The organism is Acinetobacter sp. ME22, assembly GCF_022012315.1.
GTDB lineage: Bacteria > Pseudomonadota > Gammaproteobacteria > Pseudomonadales > Moraxellaceae > Acinetobacter > Acinetobacter brisouii_A.
Window position 1 is genome coordinate 18,637 of the sequence record NZ_JAKLTL010000019.1, and the last position, 15,683, is coordinate 34,319.

Genomic DNA, 15,683 nt, shown 5'->3' on the forward strand with positions numbered 1-15,683 from the left:
CCCGCATTTTTTTTTATCAATGTGATTTTGAATGAATTAACAAAACTTTGCGATTTTCTAAACTGTCCGCAATCCCATGATTACGGACGAAAATAGCCATCGAAACGACAAGCATCACCAAGCCACTGATGCTGAGGTGCTTGGTTATCCAAATATACCGCATGGCGTGGACGCTTGACGATGACCCTTTGTGCCAGTTGTCGCGCCAATGCCAACAGATTTTCCCCCAAATCCATTTCACCATCTTCTGGTAATAGCAAATGCAACAATTGCATCTGCTTTTTGACCTGTGCCTGCTTTTTCACAGCTTGCTGATTTTGGTCACGTTGAGGAAACATTGGATCCAAATAAACTACATCAAACTGCTTACCCGCTTGAATCTGCTGCTCGAGATATTCGGCAGAATCTGCATAAACCAAATGAATATTGGCGGCAACAGGCGCTAAAAATGCATCCTGCTGAGCAGCCTGATGTGCGGATTCTAACAGTATGTATAAAATCGGATGGCGTTCAATTAAGGTGACTTTTGCCCCAAGCTTAGCCATCAGCAACGTGTCATGCCCCAAGCCCGCAGTGGCATCAATCAAATTCGGCTGTTCATTGACCTGACAAGCCCGCGCCAGCATTTCAGACTTCATGCCTGCACGTTTTAAACGTGGAATTTCTGCCTGCCAATCGGGCTGCATTTTCATGCCATTGGCTGCAAGGCTTAAACCATCTTCATCAAGAACCAATGCCAACTCAGGATGCAAACGCAAGAACTTGGCATTGATTTTTTCAACAACTTGCCCTGTCAGCTCAACCTTTAGTTCAGCTAAACGTTGCTGAAGCACAATAAATTGTGCTTCAGCCTCAGAGCTATACCAACAATGAAACTGCATTACCAATGTACCCAACCTGTGCCCCAAGTGAGTAAAATCAACAAACCAAAAGCAATACGGTAGTAAGCAAAAGCACTAAAGTCATGTTTAGACACATAGCGAATCAAAGCACGAATCACGAGCAGTGCAGAAATAAAAGCGACTGCAATCCCGACACCCAATACTTCCATATCCTGTGTATGCAGTTCATGGCGCATTTTATACATGTCAAGCAGACCTGCACCCATCAATACAGGAATACCCAAAAAGAATGAAAACTCTGCTGCAGCTTTACGAGACACACCCAAGAACAATGAACCAATAATGGTTGAACCTGAACGAGATGTTCCTGGAATCAAAGCTAAACACTGAATTAAGCCAATCAAGGTTGCTTGTTTAAAACTTAAATCATCAACCTCCAAACAGGTTGTCTGATGTTTACGGCGTTCAGCCCATAAAATAATCACGCCCCCCACGATCAGTGCCAATGCCACAGTCACCGCATTAAATAAATAGGCTTTAATGGTTTCACCAATGGTTAAACCAATCAGCATAATGGGAATCGTTGCAACGATTAGATTCAGACTTAAACGGCGACCTTGTGCATCACCCGTTAATGCGCCAATCAAAGCACCCCACAACTTGCCCCAGTATTCATAAATCACTGCGGCAATTGCGCCGATCTGTACCGCAACGGCAAACATGTCACGCTTTTCAGGTGTCCAAAAGTCTAACAATTGCCCAGCAAGAATAAGATGTCCTGTACTGGAAATTGGCAGGAATTCAGTAATCCCCTCAACCAAGCCCATAATTGCAGCTTTAAACAGCAGTATAAGATCCATAGTTTGTCCTAGTTAGGGTTTACCTTGCTCAGGAATTTTTTTCCAAGCGTTATCACGTAAGTACACAGGGAGAGCCTGTTCCGCACTGACCCAATTTTGTTGTTGTGCTTGAGGTACGGCGATTGTTGCAATATCTTGTGCATTCGGGCACACGGTCTTGTATTGGGTAGCTTCGGCATCTAAAAGCTGAGCGCCTGAACCTACAACCGTAAAACGCTGTGCTTGAGTAGCCGTGGCATAATCCAACAGTTGCTCTTGGTCAATCGCCTGCATAATTTGGTTTGCATCTAACTGATAACTGGCAATGTAGACTTCGTTCATGCGTGCATCTAAAACCGCAGTTACTTCAGTTAAACCATGCAAACGATATGCCGCCTGTGCCAGTGCCTGTAAAGTCGATACCGCAATCACAGGAAGATCATTTGCCCAAGCCAGTGCCTGTGTTACTGCTGCATTAATTCGCACCCCACTAAATGAGCCTGGCCCGCGACTAAATGCAATCACATTCAGTTGTGACGTCGTCCAGCCCTGTTGCTGTAACCCTTGCTCAATCATGGGTAATAACGTTTGAGTCTGGGCTTTGGCTTGTTCATTCAGTGCAAAAAAGACAGAGTGAGAATCTTCGATCAGGCAAATTGAACATTGTTCATTTGCTGTTTCGAGTGCTAGCAGTTTCATGCATGCCCTACATTACAAAATACAAAACGCCTGTATGATACTCTAGTCACCCAGACTTCGCGAATATAAAAATACCAAGCGAAAGCTTGGCATCGGTTTATGATCAGAAGCTTAAGCCTGTTTTATTTAATCGTGATGAAACCAGAAAGGCTCTAAACTCAAATACTTTTTAAAATGCTCGGCATAATGCAAGGCACTTTGCTTCAATTTTGCTTCGCCCTCAGCATCCACCATTTTCACCACTTTCCCTGGTGAACCCATCACCACTGAATTATCAGGAATCACCTTGCCTTCAGGAATCAAGGCATTCGCGCCAATAATGCAGTTTTTACCAATCACCGCATGATTCAAAATCACCGCATTTATACCGATTAAGGTATTATCGCCAATCGTACAACCATGCAGCATGGCTTTATGTCCAATCGTGACATAGTTGCCAATCTTCAGTTCAATGCCAGCATCGGTATGTAATACGGCATTATCCTGCACATTACTAAAATCACCGATGCGAATCTGGCTATTGTCCCCGCGAATCACCGCACCAAACCACACGCTTACTTGTCGCCCAAGTTCCACATGTCCAATCACTGTGGCATTTTCTGCAATCCAACCTGTCCACGGTTGCTCCGTTGTCGTGGGCGCATAGCCCTGAAATTTATACATCATGCGTGAATCTTCCTTTTTATCATCTGTATTTTTATATCGACTTAATTTCAGCCGCATTCAATAAAAACGGCCATTCTTTTTCATACTTTAATCCGTATTTAAACAGACTGACCAGCATGCGTGCCGTCAGTCCCCACACAACTTCATTCTGTACGTGCATACTCGGGAAATATAACGTCTGCTGCTGATATTGCACAGCATGAGGCTGCGTTGGAGTTTGCATCAGTTCATGCAATGAAGCCAAAAAAATTCGATCTATTTCTGTAGGTTGTGCAGTCAATTCAATTTTAGGGTGAATCAATCCAACCACAGGTTTGACACTTAAACCACTTTTTGAACGCTGCATCGGCAAATCCCCAATCAGTTCAACATCATAGGGATTCAATGCAATTTCTTCATGCGCCTCACGCAGCGCCACCGCAATATTACTGCTATCTTCAGGATCACGTTTTCCGCCAGGAAAAGACACTTCACCCGCGTGCTGATTCAAATATTTCGAACGACGAGTCAGCACAACTTTAGGATCATCTTCCTTGGTAATGGCAATCAATACAGCCGCCTGCGCAGGCTCAATATGCCGCGCAAAACGCAACTGCTGTTGCAAATGATCAATTAAAGTCGTTGTACTCATTCCACCACCTATTTTTATATTGTTCCTTGCTCAAGTCTCATGCAAATGATGCGTAAGCGATTTTTTTCAGTTATGCTGAACCATCTCTTTTTTCACTGATCATTTATTATGAACTGCTGCGTAAAATGTGGACACCCTACAGCCGAAAAAATTCCCTTGGGCGATAGTAAATTCCGTCAAGTGTGTACCCATTGTGGCAATATTCATTATGAAAACCCAAAGATTATTTGTGGTGCTTTGGTGACATGGGACAATAAAATTCTGCTCTGCCGCCGTGCCATTGAACCGCGCTATGGCTTATGGACACTACCTGCGGGTTATATGGAACTGTTTGAAACCATGGAGCAAGGTGCAGCACGCGAAACATTTGAAGAAGCAGAAGCCGAAATAGAGATTGAACAACTGTACTGCATGTACAATATTCCCCGTATCGGGCAAATTTATGTGCTGTTCAAAGCTGCCTTAAAAGATGGAAAATTTGGTGCAGGCCCTGAAACAATTGAATGTCGTTTGTTTGCAGAAGATGAAATTCCTTGGGAGGATTTAGCTTTCCCAAGCGTACAGCATACCTTACAACACTATTTTAATGACCGAAAAACCAATGCTTTCCCACTGCACCATGAAACCATTGGTACACGTATCGACGAAACAGGCTAAAAATACAATCCCTCTCAATGCCTAGCTCCGACTAGGCATTGATTATCTGTGTCAATTGCTTCACTATTTGCCTTTCTTTTTTGCAACCTATTGTTATATGTCCAGTTGCTATTCCCTGCAAAAAGCACTATCACAATTTGATCTCTCCGCAGCTGAAATTTTGCTGCGCTTACAACAGCTCACAGGTTTAATCTATCTCAATGATGATGATCACCCTGTGATTGCGTTCTTACCGCAACAATACCAACTGATTCAAGATCAGCACAGCCAACATTTTGTTCGTGACGCTGCATGGCATTATCAGCAACAATCCTCGCCTGTTGTGCTTGAAGATTGGGTCAATTGCCAAAACAATGCTACAGCACCAACCGCAACCCAGTTCCACGGGGGTTGGATGGGTTTTGTCGGTTATGATTATGCTGCTCGCCAAGATGTTGCAGCCCCTTTACATGCTCAACCCGCACTGTATTTAGGGCAATATTTATCATTTCTCAAATACGAAAAAACACAAGGCTGGGTGTTTTATAGTTTAGAAGACATCCAAACTGCCGAACACATTTTCCAAAAAATACATGCGCTACTTGATGTCGATGCACCGAAAACGGCGTTTCAACTGACTCAAACCTGTCAAGCACGCTGGTCGAAAGCAGAATATATCCAAGCCTTTGATCGCATTATTGACTACATTCGTGCAGGTGACTGTTACCAAATTAACCTTACCCAGCAATTTATCGGACAGGCACAAGGTTTATTGCTAGAAACGGCTGAGCAGTTCTGGCAACTGACCAATGCACCTTATGCAGGTTATTTAAAAATCGGTGACTTTGAATTACTGAGTTGTTCACCTGAACTATTTATTGATTTTCAGGCACAGCAGCAGATTGTCACTCGCCCGATCAAAGGCACCATGCCGCGCTATCCTGACCCCGAGCAAGATCAACAGTCCAAACAGCGCTTGATTCAGTCTGAAAAAGATCAGGCAGAAAATTTGATGATTGTGGATTTACTGCGGAATGATCTGAGTGTTTATGCTGAAATTGGCAGCGTCAAAACCAATAAACTGTTTGAAATTGAAAGTTTTGAACAGGTACATCACATGGTGAGTGAGATTCAGGCAAATCTGAAATCTGACATTCAGCCGATACAAATGCTGCTCAAAGCCTCACCGGGTGGTTCCATTACAGGCGCACCGAAAATCCGTGCCATGCAAATTATTGCTGAACTGGAGCAACAACCCCGTGGCGCCTATTGCGGTTCATTAGGCTACTTCAATCAAGATGGAACAGGTCGCTGGAATATTCTGATTCGTTCAGTGCAAAAATATCAACAAGAAATCTCTATGTGGGCAGGTGGTGGCATTACCATTGCTTCACAAGCCGAAGCGGAATATCAGGAATGTTTTGACAAAATTTCTGCCATGCTCAATTTACTCAATACATGGCAAGGTTAAACTGATCTTGAAATATAGCCATAAAAAAACTCGCAGTTTCGGCTGCGAGTTTTTTTATTTTAGGAACAGCTTATAAAATCTGATTCTTCAAGGTATCAACCAAACGCTGATTTTGTTCAGTCGTACCAACTGTAATACGCAAGTACTGATTAATACGTGGCTTATTGAAATAACGCACGATAATGCCTTGTGCACGCAACTCCGCTGCCAACTCACCCGCATCACGCTCAGGGTAAGTTGCAAAAATAAAGTTAGCTTTCGATGGTAAAACTTTAAAACCAATTGCAGTCAAATCAGCCACCAACTGCTCACGGCAATCAATCACTTTTTGACAATGTTCTGCAAAATAAGCCTGATCTTCAAAGGATGCAACCGCTGCGGCAATTGCAAAACGGTCAATCGGATAAGAGTTAAAGCTATTTTTCACTGCTTCAAGCGCAGCAATTAAATGCGGCTGTGCAATTGCAAAACCAACACGTAAACCCGCTAAAGAACGTGATTTAGATGTAGTTTGGCACACCACCAGATTTTCGTATTTGTTGACCAATACCACCGCAGACTCTGCACCAAAGTCCACATAGGCTTCATCAATCACGACAACACGGTCAGGGTTGCCTTGTAACAACTGTTCGATTTTTTCGAGTGACAACGCGACACTGGTCGGTGCATTTGGGTTGGCAATAATAATGCCGCCATTGGGCTGCTGATAATCTTCAACATCAACTTCAAAATCATCATTCAGTGGCACAGTTTTGGTGTTGATCGCAAAAAACTGGCTATAAACTGGATAAAAACTATATGAAATATCAGGCGATAAAATCGGCTGATCCTGCAAGAAAAATGCCTTAAAAATGTGCGCCAGAACTTCATCTGAACCATTGCCGACAAACACTTGTGAAGCATCGACATTTTGCTGTACGGCAATCGCCTGTTTTAATGCCGTTGCATCAGGGTCTGGATATAAACGCAAAACATCCGCCCCATCATTCAACACGGCTTGCACTGCTGCAACCACTTTTGGTGATGGTGGATACGGATTTTCATTGGTATTCAGTTTAAGTAAATTTTGGATTTTTGGCTGTTCACCGGGTACATAAGGTTCAAGCTCACGAACTTCTGGGCTCCAAAAACGCATTTGCTGATTTGAAATATTCATCATGTCATCTCAAAAAAGGGCTGAAAAAACAGCCCTCAAATTTCTATAAATCATTAAGCAGGTTGATAACGGTAACGTGCAGAACGTGCGTGCGCATCCAAGTTTTCTTCTTGCGCCAAAATGTCTGCGGTTTTCGCCAGTGTTTTCACACCCTGCTCAGAACACATAATTAAACTTGAGCGTTTTTGAAAATCATAAACACCCAATGGTGATGAGAAACGCGCTGTGCCTGAGGTTGGCAAGACGTGATTCGGCCCTGCACAGTAATCTCCAATTGCTTCAGGAGTAAAACGTCCCATGAAAATTGCCCCCGCATGGCGAATGTCTTGGCTCATGGCTTCTGCATCATCGAGACAAAGTTCTAAATGCTCAGGTGCAACCTGATTAATCAGCTCAACTGCTTCTGCGCGGTCTTTGACCAATACCAATGCACCACGATTGGCAATCGAAGTACGGGCGATCTCGGCTTTTGGCAATGCAGCCAAATGTTCTTCAATCGCTTCAGCCACTTCATTTAAGAAGTCTTCATCGGGTGTGATCAAGATTGCTTGCGCGACTGTGTCATGTTCGGCTTGTGACAACACATCCATCGCGATCCATTTGGCATCGTTCTGACCTTCGGCATACACCAAAATTTCAGATGGCCCTGCAATCATGTCAATACCAACCTGACCAAACACCGCACGTTTTGCCGCAGCCACGAAACGGTTCCCCGGCCCTGTGATTTTATCGACACGTGGAATGCTTTCTGTGCCATAGGCCAATGCCGCAACAGCTTGCGCACCACCAATGGTAAATACGCGATGTACCCCTGCCAAATAGGCAGCCGCTAAAACCAAGGGATTCAACTCACCATTCGGCGCAGGCACAACCATAATAATTTCTGGCACACCCGCAACATGTGCAGGCACAGCATTCATCAGCACTGACGATGGATAAGACGCTAAACCGCCCGGTACATAAATCCCGACGCGGTCTAATGGCGTAACTTTCTGACCCAAAGTATTACCCAAATCATCCACATAGCTCCAGCCATCTTGCTTTTGTGCTTGGTGGAATGAACGAATACGATTGGCAGCCAGTTCGAGTGCTTCACGAACCTCAGCGTTTAACCCCTCAAAAGCTGCTTTAAGCTGAGCTTGAGACAATTCAAGATCTGAAAATTGATGCGCTGGATGTCGATCGAACTGCTGAGTAAGTTTAAGTACATGTGCATCGCCATGTTGGCGCACATCGGCAATAATCTGGTCTACAGTTTTGAGCAGTTCTGGATCATTGACTGTTTCAAAAGCCAATAAATCAGCGAAGGCTTGCTGGAAGTCCTGCGCTTGAGTCGATAAACGTCGCATCAATTTACCCACAAGGTGTTTAAACAAAAATGAGGTTTTAGTTTACCCTGTTTCGACTGACTTGTGGACAACAACTCAACATCTATCGCAAAAGCTTGATAGAAAATTACTTTTGAGCTGCTGAATCATCTTTAGGTGCTGACATCAGGATGATCCCAATCCCCATCACGTTGAATCAACCAGTTTAATGCAGCATGACGTTCCATCACCACGGATGCATTGAGACCTGCTGGAGCAACCTGTTGTTTTAAGCGTGCATCAACACATGCCCAGTCATAACGATAGATCAAATCAGCCTGATCTAAAATTTCTTCCATGTCCCGCAACTGGACTTTTTGCATAAACTCATCAAAAGATTCAACTGAAGTCACTGCCTGAATCGCAAAGTCACAATCAACAATACTTTCAGGATAATTCAACGCATCCACGATGCCTAAAGCCCAAAGCAAAACCCAATAAGCTTCGTATTTCCAAATCATATTAATCACATCTTGCTGTGACACATCCCGATTTAAGATCGCCTTTTCTTTGTCTGTTAGTTCATCCAAGACCTGCATGCGACTCAAAACATCGAAAACAAATTCCTGAGTTTCATCATCATATTTCTGATTATCCAAATCACAGGCAACCTGTATCACCCACAAACAAGCAATGGCTCGTTTGGCGATATGTTCTGCAGTTCGGGCTTCAATTTCTTCAACAGATTCAATGACTGGTAACCAATCAATATATGGGATGGTATGCTGTTTCAAGATATGTATTGAGGCTTCTTTACGTTGTTGTGGTGTTTTCATTGTCATCGCTACTTCTTTTTCAGCCGTTATTTTTAACATGTATTTATTGATGTGGAATGATTGGATTTTGTTACAAGGCGCTCGGATTTTGAAAATCTCAGCCATAAAAAAACCGCCAAAATTGGCGGTTTTCTGATTCACAAGCAATTATTTTTGCTTTTGACGTTCATTCACAGCCGTTTCAAGCTGAGAAATGATCGGATTTAACAACGCTTGCTTACGTTTAAAGCTGGCTTTATTGACAATCAAGCGTGAAGAGACTTTGCAGATTTCTTCAAGTGGCTCTAAACCATTGGCACGTAAAGTATTACCTGTATCAACGACGTCGACAATGTAATCACCTAAACCGACCAATGGCGCTAATTCCATAGAACCATACAGCTTAATGACATCTACTTGCTCGCCTAAGCTGGCATAGTATTGGCGGGTTAAGTTCACATACTTGGTGGCAATCTTTAAACGACCTTGAGGACGAACCATTCCCACTTTGGCAGCAGTCATCAGGCGACAATTGGCAATTTTCAAGTCCAATGGTTCATAGACATTTTGTGCGCCATGTTCCATAAGGACATCTTTACCCGCCACACCCAAATCTGCTGCACCATTTTCCACGTAGGTTGGCACATCTGAAGCACGTAAAATCAAAATACGAACCAGTTTATGCGTGGTCGGGAAAATCAATTTACGTGATTTTTCAGGGTCTTCAAGCAAGTTAATGCCTGCTGTTTCCAGTAAAGGTAGCGTTTCTTTGAGAATACGACCTTTACTGAGGGCTAAGGTTAAACCATGATCAAAATTACCCATCACATTGAAATTCGGATCATCGTTTCTAAACTCGTTCATTTCTTATCCACTTACTCGTTTAATTTTTGCGCCAATACCTTGTAGTTTCGCTTCGATATTTTCATAGCCACGATCGATATGATAAATACGATCAATCAAGGTTTCACCTTCTGCGGCAAGTGCTGCTAGCACCAATGAAAAAGACGCACGTAAATCGGTTGCCATAACTGGTGCTGCTGAAAGTTGCTCAACACCTGTTACGACTGCATCATTGCCTTCGACCTGAATATTGGCACCCATACGTGACAATTCAGGGACATGCATAAAGCGGTTTTCAAAAATCGTTTCTGAAATAGTCGCAAAACCACGACCAATCGCATTCACCGCCATGATCTGTGCTTGCATGTCTGTTGGGAAATCAGGATGTGGTAAAGTCTGGAAGCTGACCGCTTTCGGACGTTTACCTTGCATGTCTAACTCGATCCAGTCATCACCACGTGTGACTTCGGCACCCATTTCTTCAAACTTGTCGAGGACACATTCAAGCAATGCAGGATCAGTATGTGTCGTTTTGACACGACCACCTGTAATTGCAGCAGCAGCAAGGTAAGAACCTGTTTCAATACGGTCTGCGACGACGGCATAGTCACAACCATGCAGGCTTTCAACACCCGTCACCACTAACGTATCGGTGTCTAAACCTTCAATTTTAGCGCCCATCTTAATCAGCATTTGCGCCAAATCGGTAATTTCAGGCTCACGTGCTGCATTGCGAATCGTGGTCACACCATCGGCCAGTGCCGCAGCCATCAGAATGTTTTCTGTACCGCCTACAGTCACCATATCAAAGACAACTTCGCCGCCTTTTAAGCGACCGTCAACTTTGGCATGCACATAACCATTTTCAACTTCAATATGTGCACCCAAAGCTTCTAATGCTTTTAAATGTTGGTCAACAGGACGTGAACCAATGGCACAACCGCCTGGCAAAGAGACTTTCGCTTCGCCATAACGTGCGACCAATGGACCTAGCACCAAAATCGAAGCGCGCATGGTTTTCACCAAGTCATAAGGCGCAAATTGGTTATTTAATGTTGACGTATCCGCAGTAACCGTATCACCCGAATATTCAATCGTCACACCTAAACCAGCAATCAGCTTCACTAGCGTGTTAACGTCACGAAGGTTTGGCATGTTCGAAATACGAATTGGTGAATCTGCTAAGATCACCGCTGCCAATAGTGGCAACGCTGCATTTTTAGCACCCGAAATACGGACTTCACCTTCTAATTTTTGACCACCTTGGATGAGAAATTTATCCATAAATCATTAAGCTCCAAACAAGCTAGCTTTGCGCCATTCTTCTTTCGTCATTGCACGAATGGTCACAGCATGTACTGCGCCACTGGCAATATAATCATTTAATGGTGCATAAACCGCTTGCTGACGAGCAACAGGGCGTTTGCCTTCAAACTGATCATCAACAATACGTAGGTCAAACTTTCCAGCTTGTCCACTCACAACAACTTCTGCATGTGGAAAAGTTGCTTTTAAAATTTCAGTGAGCTGTTCACTATTCATGGGTAAAAGACCTCGTGTAAGACCTACGTTGTAAAAACTGGCTATTTTACTATATCTAAAAAAAATTATTCATTAGGCAATCGTAAAATTGCCATAAAAAAAGAGGTTTATAAAAAACCTCTTTACCTTAAGTTAAAAATTAAACTGGAACAATAACTTGTGGAAAAATCATCTGCATTTTACGATGTTTTGCCAGTTGTCGTTTCATTTTCTCAGTTAATTTATTAATGGAAGTATACATGTCATCGGCACACGCTTGTGCAAAAAGTTCAGCGCCAGGCACACGAATAATCGCCTCGGCAATATGATTGGCACTCCCTTTTCGAGAACGTTTATCAAGTTGATGATCTCTAGAGAGTTTCACCTGCATACTATTCACTTGATCAATATGTTTGGTCATTTGATCAAACTTAGTGCGAATATTTTCTTCTATCGCAGGTGTAATGGTTAAATGATGTCCACGAATTGTTAACTGCATACCACTATCCCTCATGAATGCTCAGGATAAAGATCGTCATGGCTGATGATGAATGCAATCACAGTTTATTTCACTATCATTCCAACATCACAAGCCACTCCAAGAAAAAAAGATTCATCATGTTGTCATAATGAATCTTTAGAATTAACAAATTCACTTCTTCAAATCAATACTTTTCTGTCAGAAGACGACGGAATGTTCAATGATTCGCGATATTTGGCAACTGTACGACGCGCAACATCAATCCCTTCTTCTTTCAATAAATTTGCAATTACGTTATCAGACAATGGCTTACGAGGATTTTCTGCTGAAATCATTTTTTTAATCATGGCACGAATTGCTGTTGACGAACATTCACCACCTGTCGTTGTGCCCACATGACTTGAAAAGAAATATTTCAATTCGAACAAACCACGTGGCGTCAGAATGTATTTATTCGTCGTGACTCGTGACACCGTGGACTCATGCAATTCCACTTCTTCAGCGACATCACGCAGCACCAGAGGTTTCATCGCCTCAGGGCCTTGCTCTAAAAATGCCTTTTGATGTTTGACAATACAGCTCGCCACTTTCAGCAAGGTTTTATGACGTTCATCGACACTCTTGATAAAGTTTTTAGCTTCAAGCATCTGATTACGCAAATATTGATTATCTGCGCTTTGATCTGCACGTCGAATCATATTGGAATAAAAAGAGTTGACCCGAAGTTTCGGCATCACATCTGGATTTAACTGAACTTGCCAGTGATCCTGTTTTTTGGTCACAACCACATCTGGAATCTGATATTCAGATTCACCCGACTCAAAATCACTACCAGGATACGGCTTTAATGTCTTAATGAGTTCAATTGATGCTTTTAATTGATCAGAATTTAATCCTGTTTGTTTCATTAACTTATTAATATCATTAGAAACAAGCAGCGGATAATACTCCAGCATTTTTAAAGCTTCATAACGTGATGGCGTTGCTGGCGGTAAATATTCCAATTGAATTTTTAAACATTCAGCTAAATTACGTGACCCTATACCAATCGGGTCTAGGCGCTGCAAATGCTTTAAAACAACTAAAACTTCTTCATTTTCAACTATATCATCATAATCTAATTCTTGTAATAAATGCTGTACCGAGGCGGTAATCTCTACAATTTCAGCATCTAGAAAACCTTTTTCATCTAATGAATCAATAATACAATAGGCAATTAATTGATCTACTTTGGAGAAATTCAGTAAATTAATCTGATTCTGCATATGTTCTTGCAAACTCAAATTACTCTGACGATTATCCTCACGCTCTTCAAATTCAGAAGTTCCCAATGCTGTTGATTGATGGGTATAGACTTCATCCCACTCCGTATCAACAGGTAAATCATCAGGTAAATAATCCGCATTTAACTCTTTGGTTAAATCTTTATTTTCATATTCACGGTCGGCATCGCTATCAGTTTCCGCACTAGACAAGTCCTCGACTTTTTCAAGTAATGGATTACTGTCTAGCTGAATCTGAATTTCTTGCTCTAATTCAAGGCTAGAAAGTTGTAAAAGTCGGATAGCCTGTTGTAATTGTGGCGTAAGCGACAATGAATTCGCTATTTTTAATCCTACAGATAACTTCATAAAGATTCCTATCCCACGAGACCCAAGCAATTTTTATGCCGTTATTATGGTTATAGCATATAGTTAATAAAAAACATACAAGCAGAGCTAAATTATGTCGGCTGCTTATCACAAGATAATGAGTTCATTTGTTTTTTTAATCACTTTAACTCTATAAAAACTTTAGTTTATTTTTTTTGAAAATATCAAAAATGATCTTAAGCCAGTCCATCAATCAGTTTATTTTACTGAGCAAATCAAGGCATAATCTCAGGTTTGAAATTGCTGTAAAAGAGTTAACAACTCTTGACCCTATAAATTTAATAAAATTAATATCCTGACATTATTGGAATATATTGGACTTATACTTTGTTGATTTCACATAAAAAACTTTTTTATTTCAAAAACTTTCTTCTTATAAGCTTTTTATTCAGTTTAGCTGGCTGTAGTCAACTTGGTCCTCATAGTGGTTCAGTTGTAGCTCGTTCTTTAAAATTATCTTCAGGCTTGGAAAAAGCATATCATGTTTCTCCTGAAAAGGCTCAGCGCCTCTCTCCAATCATTATTCAAAGTGCGGATCAGTATCAAGTTTCCCCAGTATTAATTGCCGCATTAATTCGGCAAGAATCTAATTATAATAGTGCTGCACGCTCATCTTCTGGTGCTGTTGGTCTTGCACAGATTATCCCAAGTTACTGGCAAGATCATTGCATAGGTGACTTATCTGATGAAGCAACCAACATTCAATGTAGCAGCTTTATTTTAAATCACTATTATGGACTGGCTGGAAGTTGGTCTAAAGCTACTGCATATTATAATGTTGGACCTACAGGCTATGAATCTAGTTTTTGGACACGCCATAAAGCAAAAAAATACGCACGCCAAGTCAAGCACCATGAAAAGGAACTTAAAGCAGCGTTATAAACCGTCCAAGAAACAACAGCCCAACTCAAATACTTGGGCTTTTATATACAATAAACAAATGAATGAATTACAATGATTTTAAAAATGCAATAACTTCTGTATTTCCAGCCATTTCTGCAAGCTCAAGTGCCGTATATTGGGTTCGATGATCAATTCTTGCACCTTTGCTAACTAACAATTTGACTACATCTATATTGTCATTTTCGGCCGCAGCTTGTAATGCACTATAACCTTCATCATCAGCTTGATTCGGGTCTGCACCATCAAACAATAACTGCTCAACTTGTTCTACATCCCCTAAAGATGACCAGTAAACAAGTTCAGGAAGATGAAGTTCATCATCATCTTCAGGAATTGGTGAGAAAGAATTGAGTTTCATAGGAGATAACCCTTTTTATTTTAGTGCTCAAGCTATAATTAAAACTCAAATTCTATGATACATCTAGATAAAAATGTGATGAGAATCTTATGCTATATATCTTGAAAATACACTTCCAAACAGAATATGAAAGTCAATTTCTAGCAAACTTTCTTTTTAATTTTATCTGCAAAATTTACAATCCACTTTAGAAAACAATATTAGCCTCTACCTGATTTTTCTAGTAACCAATATAATCTATTGACTTAGATGTGTTTAAATTACTGCATTAATAATAATTTATACACAAATTCTTTTTTATACGGCTTAACTCTTATTGTGAATCAATTTACTTTAAACAAATCGTTTATTCAGCCATCGAAATTTTTGGTTCTCCTTTACTAAAAATACTAACACAATCGTTTATTCCAAGAATAAGATACTCATGCGGTCTTTCATATCCAACCTTAGCTAACTGTCCCTGAAGGAAGCCATCTCGTTCAGATTCCTGATCAAACCATCCACCAGAATTTATTTTCCATATCCATCCTGAAACACGACTTTCATCATCCCAATAATCCAACAAGTCTCCTTCATCAAGAATGCGAAAACCAATTGAAGAGAAGCTAACATAGACAGGAATTGGTTGATCAGGAAAAATAAGCGTTATTTCAAGTTTCCACAAATCATAAGAAACATGAATCACTTCAGGCAAAGTATCAGGTATACCAGTTATATTGACATCATATTGAGTTGCAATGACCATAGATTTAAAATCTCTTTAAAATAGTATTTTATTTATACAAATTTTAATTAAATGTGAAACAGAATATTCTTTTAGTTATTTGACCATTCAGTCATATCACGATTTAGTTTTAATTATC

At 41.2% G+C, this 15,683-nt stretch carries 18 protein-coding genes; 3 read left to right on the top strand and 15 right to left on the bottom strand.

Annotation, left to right across the window (positions count from 1 at the left end):
* Positions 1-80 precede the first annotated feature (80 nt).
* The 5 genes from LVY74_RS16235 to LVY74_RS16255 all read right to left on the bottom strand — a co-directional run bounded on the left by LVY74_RS16235 (position 81) and on the right by LVY74_RS16255 (position 3,677).
* The gene (locus tag LVY74_RS16235) at positions 81-881 is read right to left on the bottom strand and encodes a class I SAM-dependent methyltransferase (protein ID WP_237815924.1); all 801 of its coding nucleotides are present in this window, start codon (positions 879-881) and stop codon (positions 81-83) included.
* Complete coding sequence (locus tag LVY74_RS16240) at positions 881-1,702, bottom strand: undecaprenyl-diphosphate phosphatase (protein WP_237815925.1); 822 nt, start codon at positions 1,700-1,702, stop codon at positions 881-883. The genes LVY74_RS16235 and LVY74_RS16240 overlap by 1 nt, the downstream gene beginning before the upstream one ends.
* Positions 1,703-1,714: 12 nt before the next feature.
* Positions 1,715-2,380 (bottom strand): tRNA (adenosine(37)-N6)-threonylcarbamoyltransferase complex dimerization subunit type 1 TsaB, encoded by a 666-nt coding sequence (tsaB, locus tag LVY74_RS16245; RefSeq protein ID WP_237815926.1) that lies wholly within the window; start codon positions 2,378-2,380, stop codon positions 1,715-1,717.
* A 126-nt stretch (positions 2,381-2,506) separates the two neighbouring features.
* Complete coding sequence (locus LVY74_RS16250) at positions 2,507-3,046, bottom strand: gamma carbonic anhydrase family protein (RefSeq protein WP_237815927.1); 540 nt, start codon at positions 3,044-3,046, stop codon at positions 2,507-2,509.
* Between the two features lie 31 nt (positions 3,047-3,077).
* A complete protein-coding gene (locus tag LVY74_RS16255) occupies positions 3,078-3,677 on the bottom strand; it encodes a CoA pyrophosphatase (protein ID WP_237815928.1) in 600 nt (199 codons plus the stop codon).
* Positions 3,678-3,785: 108 nt separating this feature from the next.
* Between LVY74_RS16255 and LVY74_RS16260 the strand changes: the two genes are divergently transcribed.
* Together LVY74_RS16260 and pabB are read left to right on the top strand one after the other, a co-directional pair.
* The gene (locus LVY74_RS16260; RefSeq protein ID WP_237815929.1) at positions 3,786-4,334 is read left to right on the top strand and encodes an NUDIX hydrolase; all 549 of its coding nucleotides are present in this window, start codon (positions 3,786-3,788) and stop codon (positions 4,332-4,334) included.
* Between the two features lie 97 nt (positions 4,335-4,431).
* The gene (gene pabB, locus LVY74_RS16265; RefSeq protein ID WP_237815930.1) at positions 4,432-5,784 is read left to right on the top strand and encodes an aminodeoxychorismate synthase component I; all 1,353 of its coding nucleotides are present in this window, start codon (positions 4,432-4,434) and stop codon (positions 5,782-5,784) included.
* A 70-nt stretch (positions 5,785-5,854) separates the two neighbouring features.
* On the opposite strand, the gene hisC is transcribed toward pabB, so the two are convergent.
* From hisC to LVY74_RS16305, 8 genes are all read right to left on the bottom strand, one after another.
* Positions 5,855-6,940, bottom strand: coding sequence for a histidinol-phosphate transaminase (gene hisC / locus LVY74_RS16270; protein WP_237815937.1), 1,086 nt, complete (start codon positions 6,938-6,940; stop codon positions 5,855-5,857).
* Positions 6,941-6,993: 53 nt separating this feature from the next.
* Positions 6,994-8,301, bottom strand: coding sequence for a histidinol dehydrogenase (gene hisD / locus LVY74_RS16275; protein ID WP_237815931.1), 1,308 nt, complete (start codon positions 8,299-8,301; stop codon positions 6,994-6,996).
* Positions 8,302-8,420: 119 nt separating this feature from the next.
* A complete protein-coding gene (locus tag LVY74_RS16280; RefSeq protein ID WP_237815938.1) occupies positions 8,421-9,083 on the bottom strand; it encodes a DUF4272 domain-containing protein in 663 nt (220 codons plus the stop codon).
* Positions 9,084-9,230: 147 nt separating this feature from the next.
* Positions 9,231-9,926, bottom strand: a complete 696-nt coding sequence (gene hisG, locus LVY74_RS16285) for an ATP phosphoribosyltransferase (protein ID WP_151710027.1) — start codon at positions 9,924-9,926, stop codon at positions 9,231-9,233.
* A gap of 3 nt (positions 9,927-9,929) precedes the next feature.
* A complete protein-coding gene (murA, locus tag LVY74_RS16290) occupies positions 9,930-11,189 on the bottom strand; it encodes a UDP-N-acetylglucosamine 1-carboxyvinyltransferase (RefSeq protein WP_151710026.1) in 1,260 nt (419 codons plus the stop codon).
* Positions 11,190-11,195: 6 nt separating this feature from the next.
* On the bottom strand, positions 11,196-11,447 hold the full coding sequence (ibaG, locus tag LVY74_RS16295) for a BolA family iron metabolism protein IbaG (RefSeq protein ID WP_111896057.1): 252 nt from the start codon (positions 11,445-11,447) through the stop codon (positions 11,196-11,198).
* 139 nt (positions 11,448-11,586) lie between these two features.
* The gene (gene hpf, locus LVY74_RS16300; protein ID WP_237815932.1) at positions 11,587-11,925 is read right to left on the bottom strand and encodes a ribosome hibernation-promoting factor, HPF/YfiA family; all 339 of its coding nucleotides are present in this window, start codon (positions 11,923-11,925) and stop codon (positions 11,587-11,589) included.
* Between the two features lie 161 nt (positions 11,926-12,086).
* Positions 12,087-13,538: an RNA polymerase factor sigma-54 gene (locus tag LVY74_RS16305; RefSeq protein ID WP_237815933.1), complete on the bottom strand. Its 1,452-nt coding sequence runs from the start codon at positions 13,536-13,538 to the stop codon at positions 12,087-12,089.
* Between the two features lie 396 nt (positions 13,539-13,934).
* Here LVY74_RS16305 and LVY74_RS16310 point away from each other — a divergent pair, with 396 nt between their 5' ends.
* Entirely contained in the window at positions 13,935-14,441 is a 507-nt protein-coding gene (locus LVY74_RS16310; RefSeq protein WP_442862809.1) for a lytic transglycosylase domain-containing protein, read from the top strand.
* Positions 14,442-14,508: 67 nt separating this feature from the next.
* On the opposite strand, the gene LVY74_RS16315 is transcribed toward LVY74_RS16310, so the two are convergent.
* Positions 14,509-14,820, bottom strand: a complete 312-nt coding sequence (locus LVY74_RS16315; RefSeq protein ID WP_237815935.1) for an ankyrin repeat domain-containing protein — start codon at positions 14,818-14,820, stop codon at positions 14,509-14,511.
* Positions 14,821-15,166: 346 nt separating this feature from the next.
* Entirely contained in the window at positions 15,167-15,565 is a 399-nt protein-coding gene (locus tag LVY74_RS16320) for a hypothetical protein (protein ID WP_237815936.1), read from the bottom strand.
* Positions 15,566-15,683: the final 118 nt, after the last annotated feature.

What these genes read in the sequence shown, in the direction of transcription:
- murA (WP_151710026.1), bottom strand. Translation starts at nt 11,189, where the DNA reads ATGGATAAATTTCTCATCCAAGGTGGTCAAAAATTAGAAGGTGAAGTC.
- LVY74_RS16260 (WP_237815929.1), top strand. Translation starts at nt 3,786, where the DNA reads ATGAACTGCTGCGTAAAATGTGGACACCCTACAGCCGAAAAAATTCCC.
- pabB (WP_237815930.1), top strand. Translation starts at nt 4,432, where the DNA reads ATGTCCAGTTGCTATTCCCTGCAAAAAGCACTATCACAATTTGATCTC.
- LVY74_RS16320 (WP_237815936.1), bottom strand. Translation starts at nt 15,565, where the DNA reads ATGGTCATTGCAACTCAATATGATGTCAATATAACTGGTATACCTGAT.
- hisC (WP_237815937.1), bottom strand. Translation starts at nt 6,940, where the DNA reads ATGAATATTTCAAATCAGCAAATGCGTTTTTGGAGCCCAGAAGTTCGT.
- tsaB (WP_237815926.1), bottom strand. Translation starts at nt 2,380, where the DNA reads ATGAAACTGCTAGCACTCGAAACAGCAAATGAACAATGTTCAATTTGC.
- LVY74_RS16235 (WP_237815924.1), bottom strand. Translation starts at nt 881, where the DNA reads ATGCAGTTTCATTGTTGGTATAGCTCTGAGGCTGAAGCACAATTTATT.
- hpf (WP_237815932.1), bottom strand. Translation starts at nt 11,925, where the DNA reads ATGCAGTTAACAATTCGTGGACATCATTTAACCATTACACCTGCGATA.
- LVY74_RS16250 (WP_237815927.1), bottom strand. Translation starts at nt 3,046, where the DNA reads ATGATGTATAAATTTCAGGGCTATGCGCCCACGACAACGGAGCAACCG.
- LVY74_RS16280 (WP_237815938.1), bottom strand. Translation starts at nt 9,083, where the DNA reads ATGAAAACACCACAACAACGTAAAGAAGCCTCAATACATATCTTGAAA.
- LVY74_RS16255 (WP_237815928.1), bottom strand. Translation starts at nt 3,677, where the DNA reads ATGAGTACAACGACTTTAATTGATCATTTGCAACAGCAGTTGCGTTTT.
- LVY74_RS16240 (WP_237815925.1), bottom strand. Translation starts at nt 1,702, where the DNA reads ATGGATCTTATACTGCTGTTTAAAGCTGCAATTATGGGCTTGGTTGAG.
- hisG (WP_151710027.1), bottom strand. Translation starts at nt 9,926, where the DNA reads ATGAACGAGTTTAGAAACGATGATCCGAATTTCAATGTGATGGGTAAT.
- LVY74_RS16305 (WP_237815933.1), bottom strand. Translation starts at nt 13,538, where the DNA reads ATGAAGTTATCTGTAGGATTAAAAATAGCGAATTCATTGTCGCTTACG.
- LVY74_RS16315 (WP_237815935.1), bottom strand. Translation starts at nt 14,820, where the DNA reads ATGAAACTCAATTCTTTCTCACCAATTCCTGAAGATGATGATGAACTT.
- ibaG (WP_111896057.1), bottom strand. Translation starts at nt 11,447, where the DNA reads ATGAATAGTGAACAGCTCACTGAAATTTTAAAAGCAACTTTTCCACAT.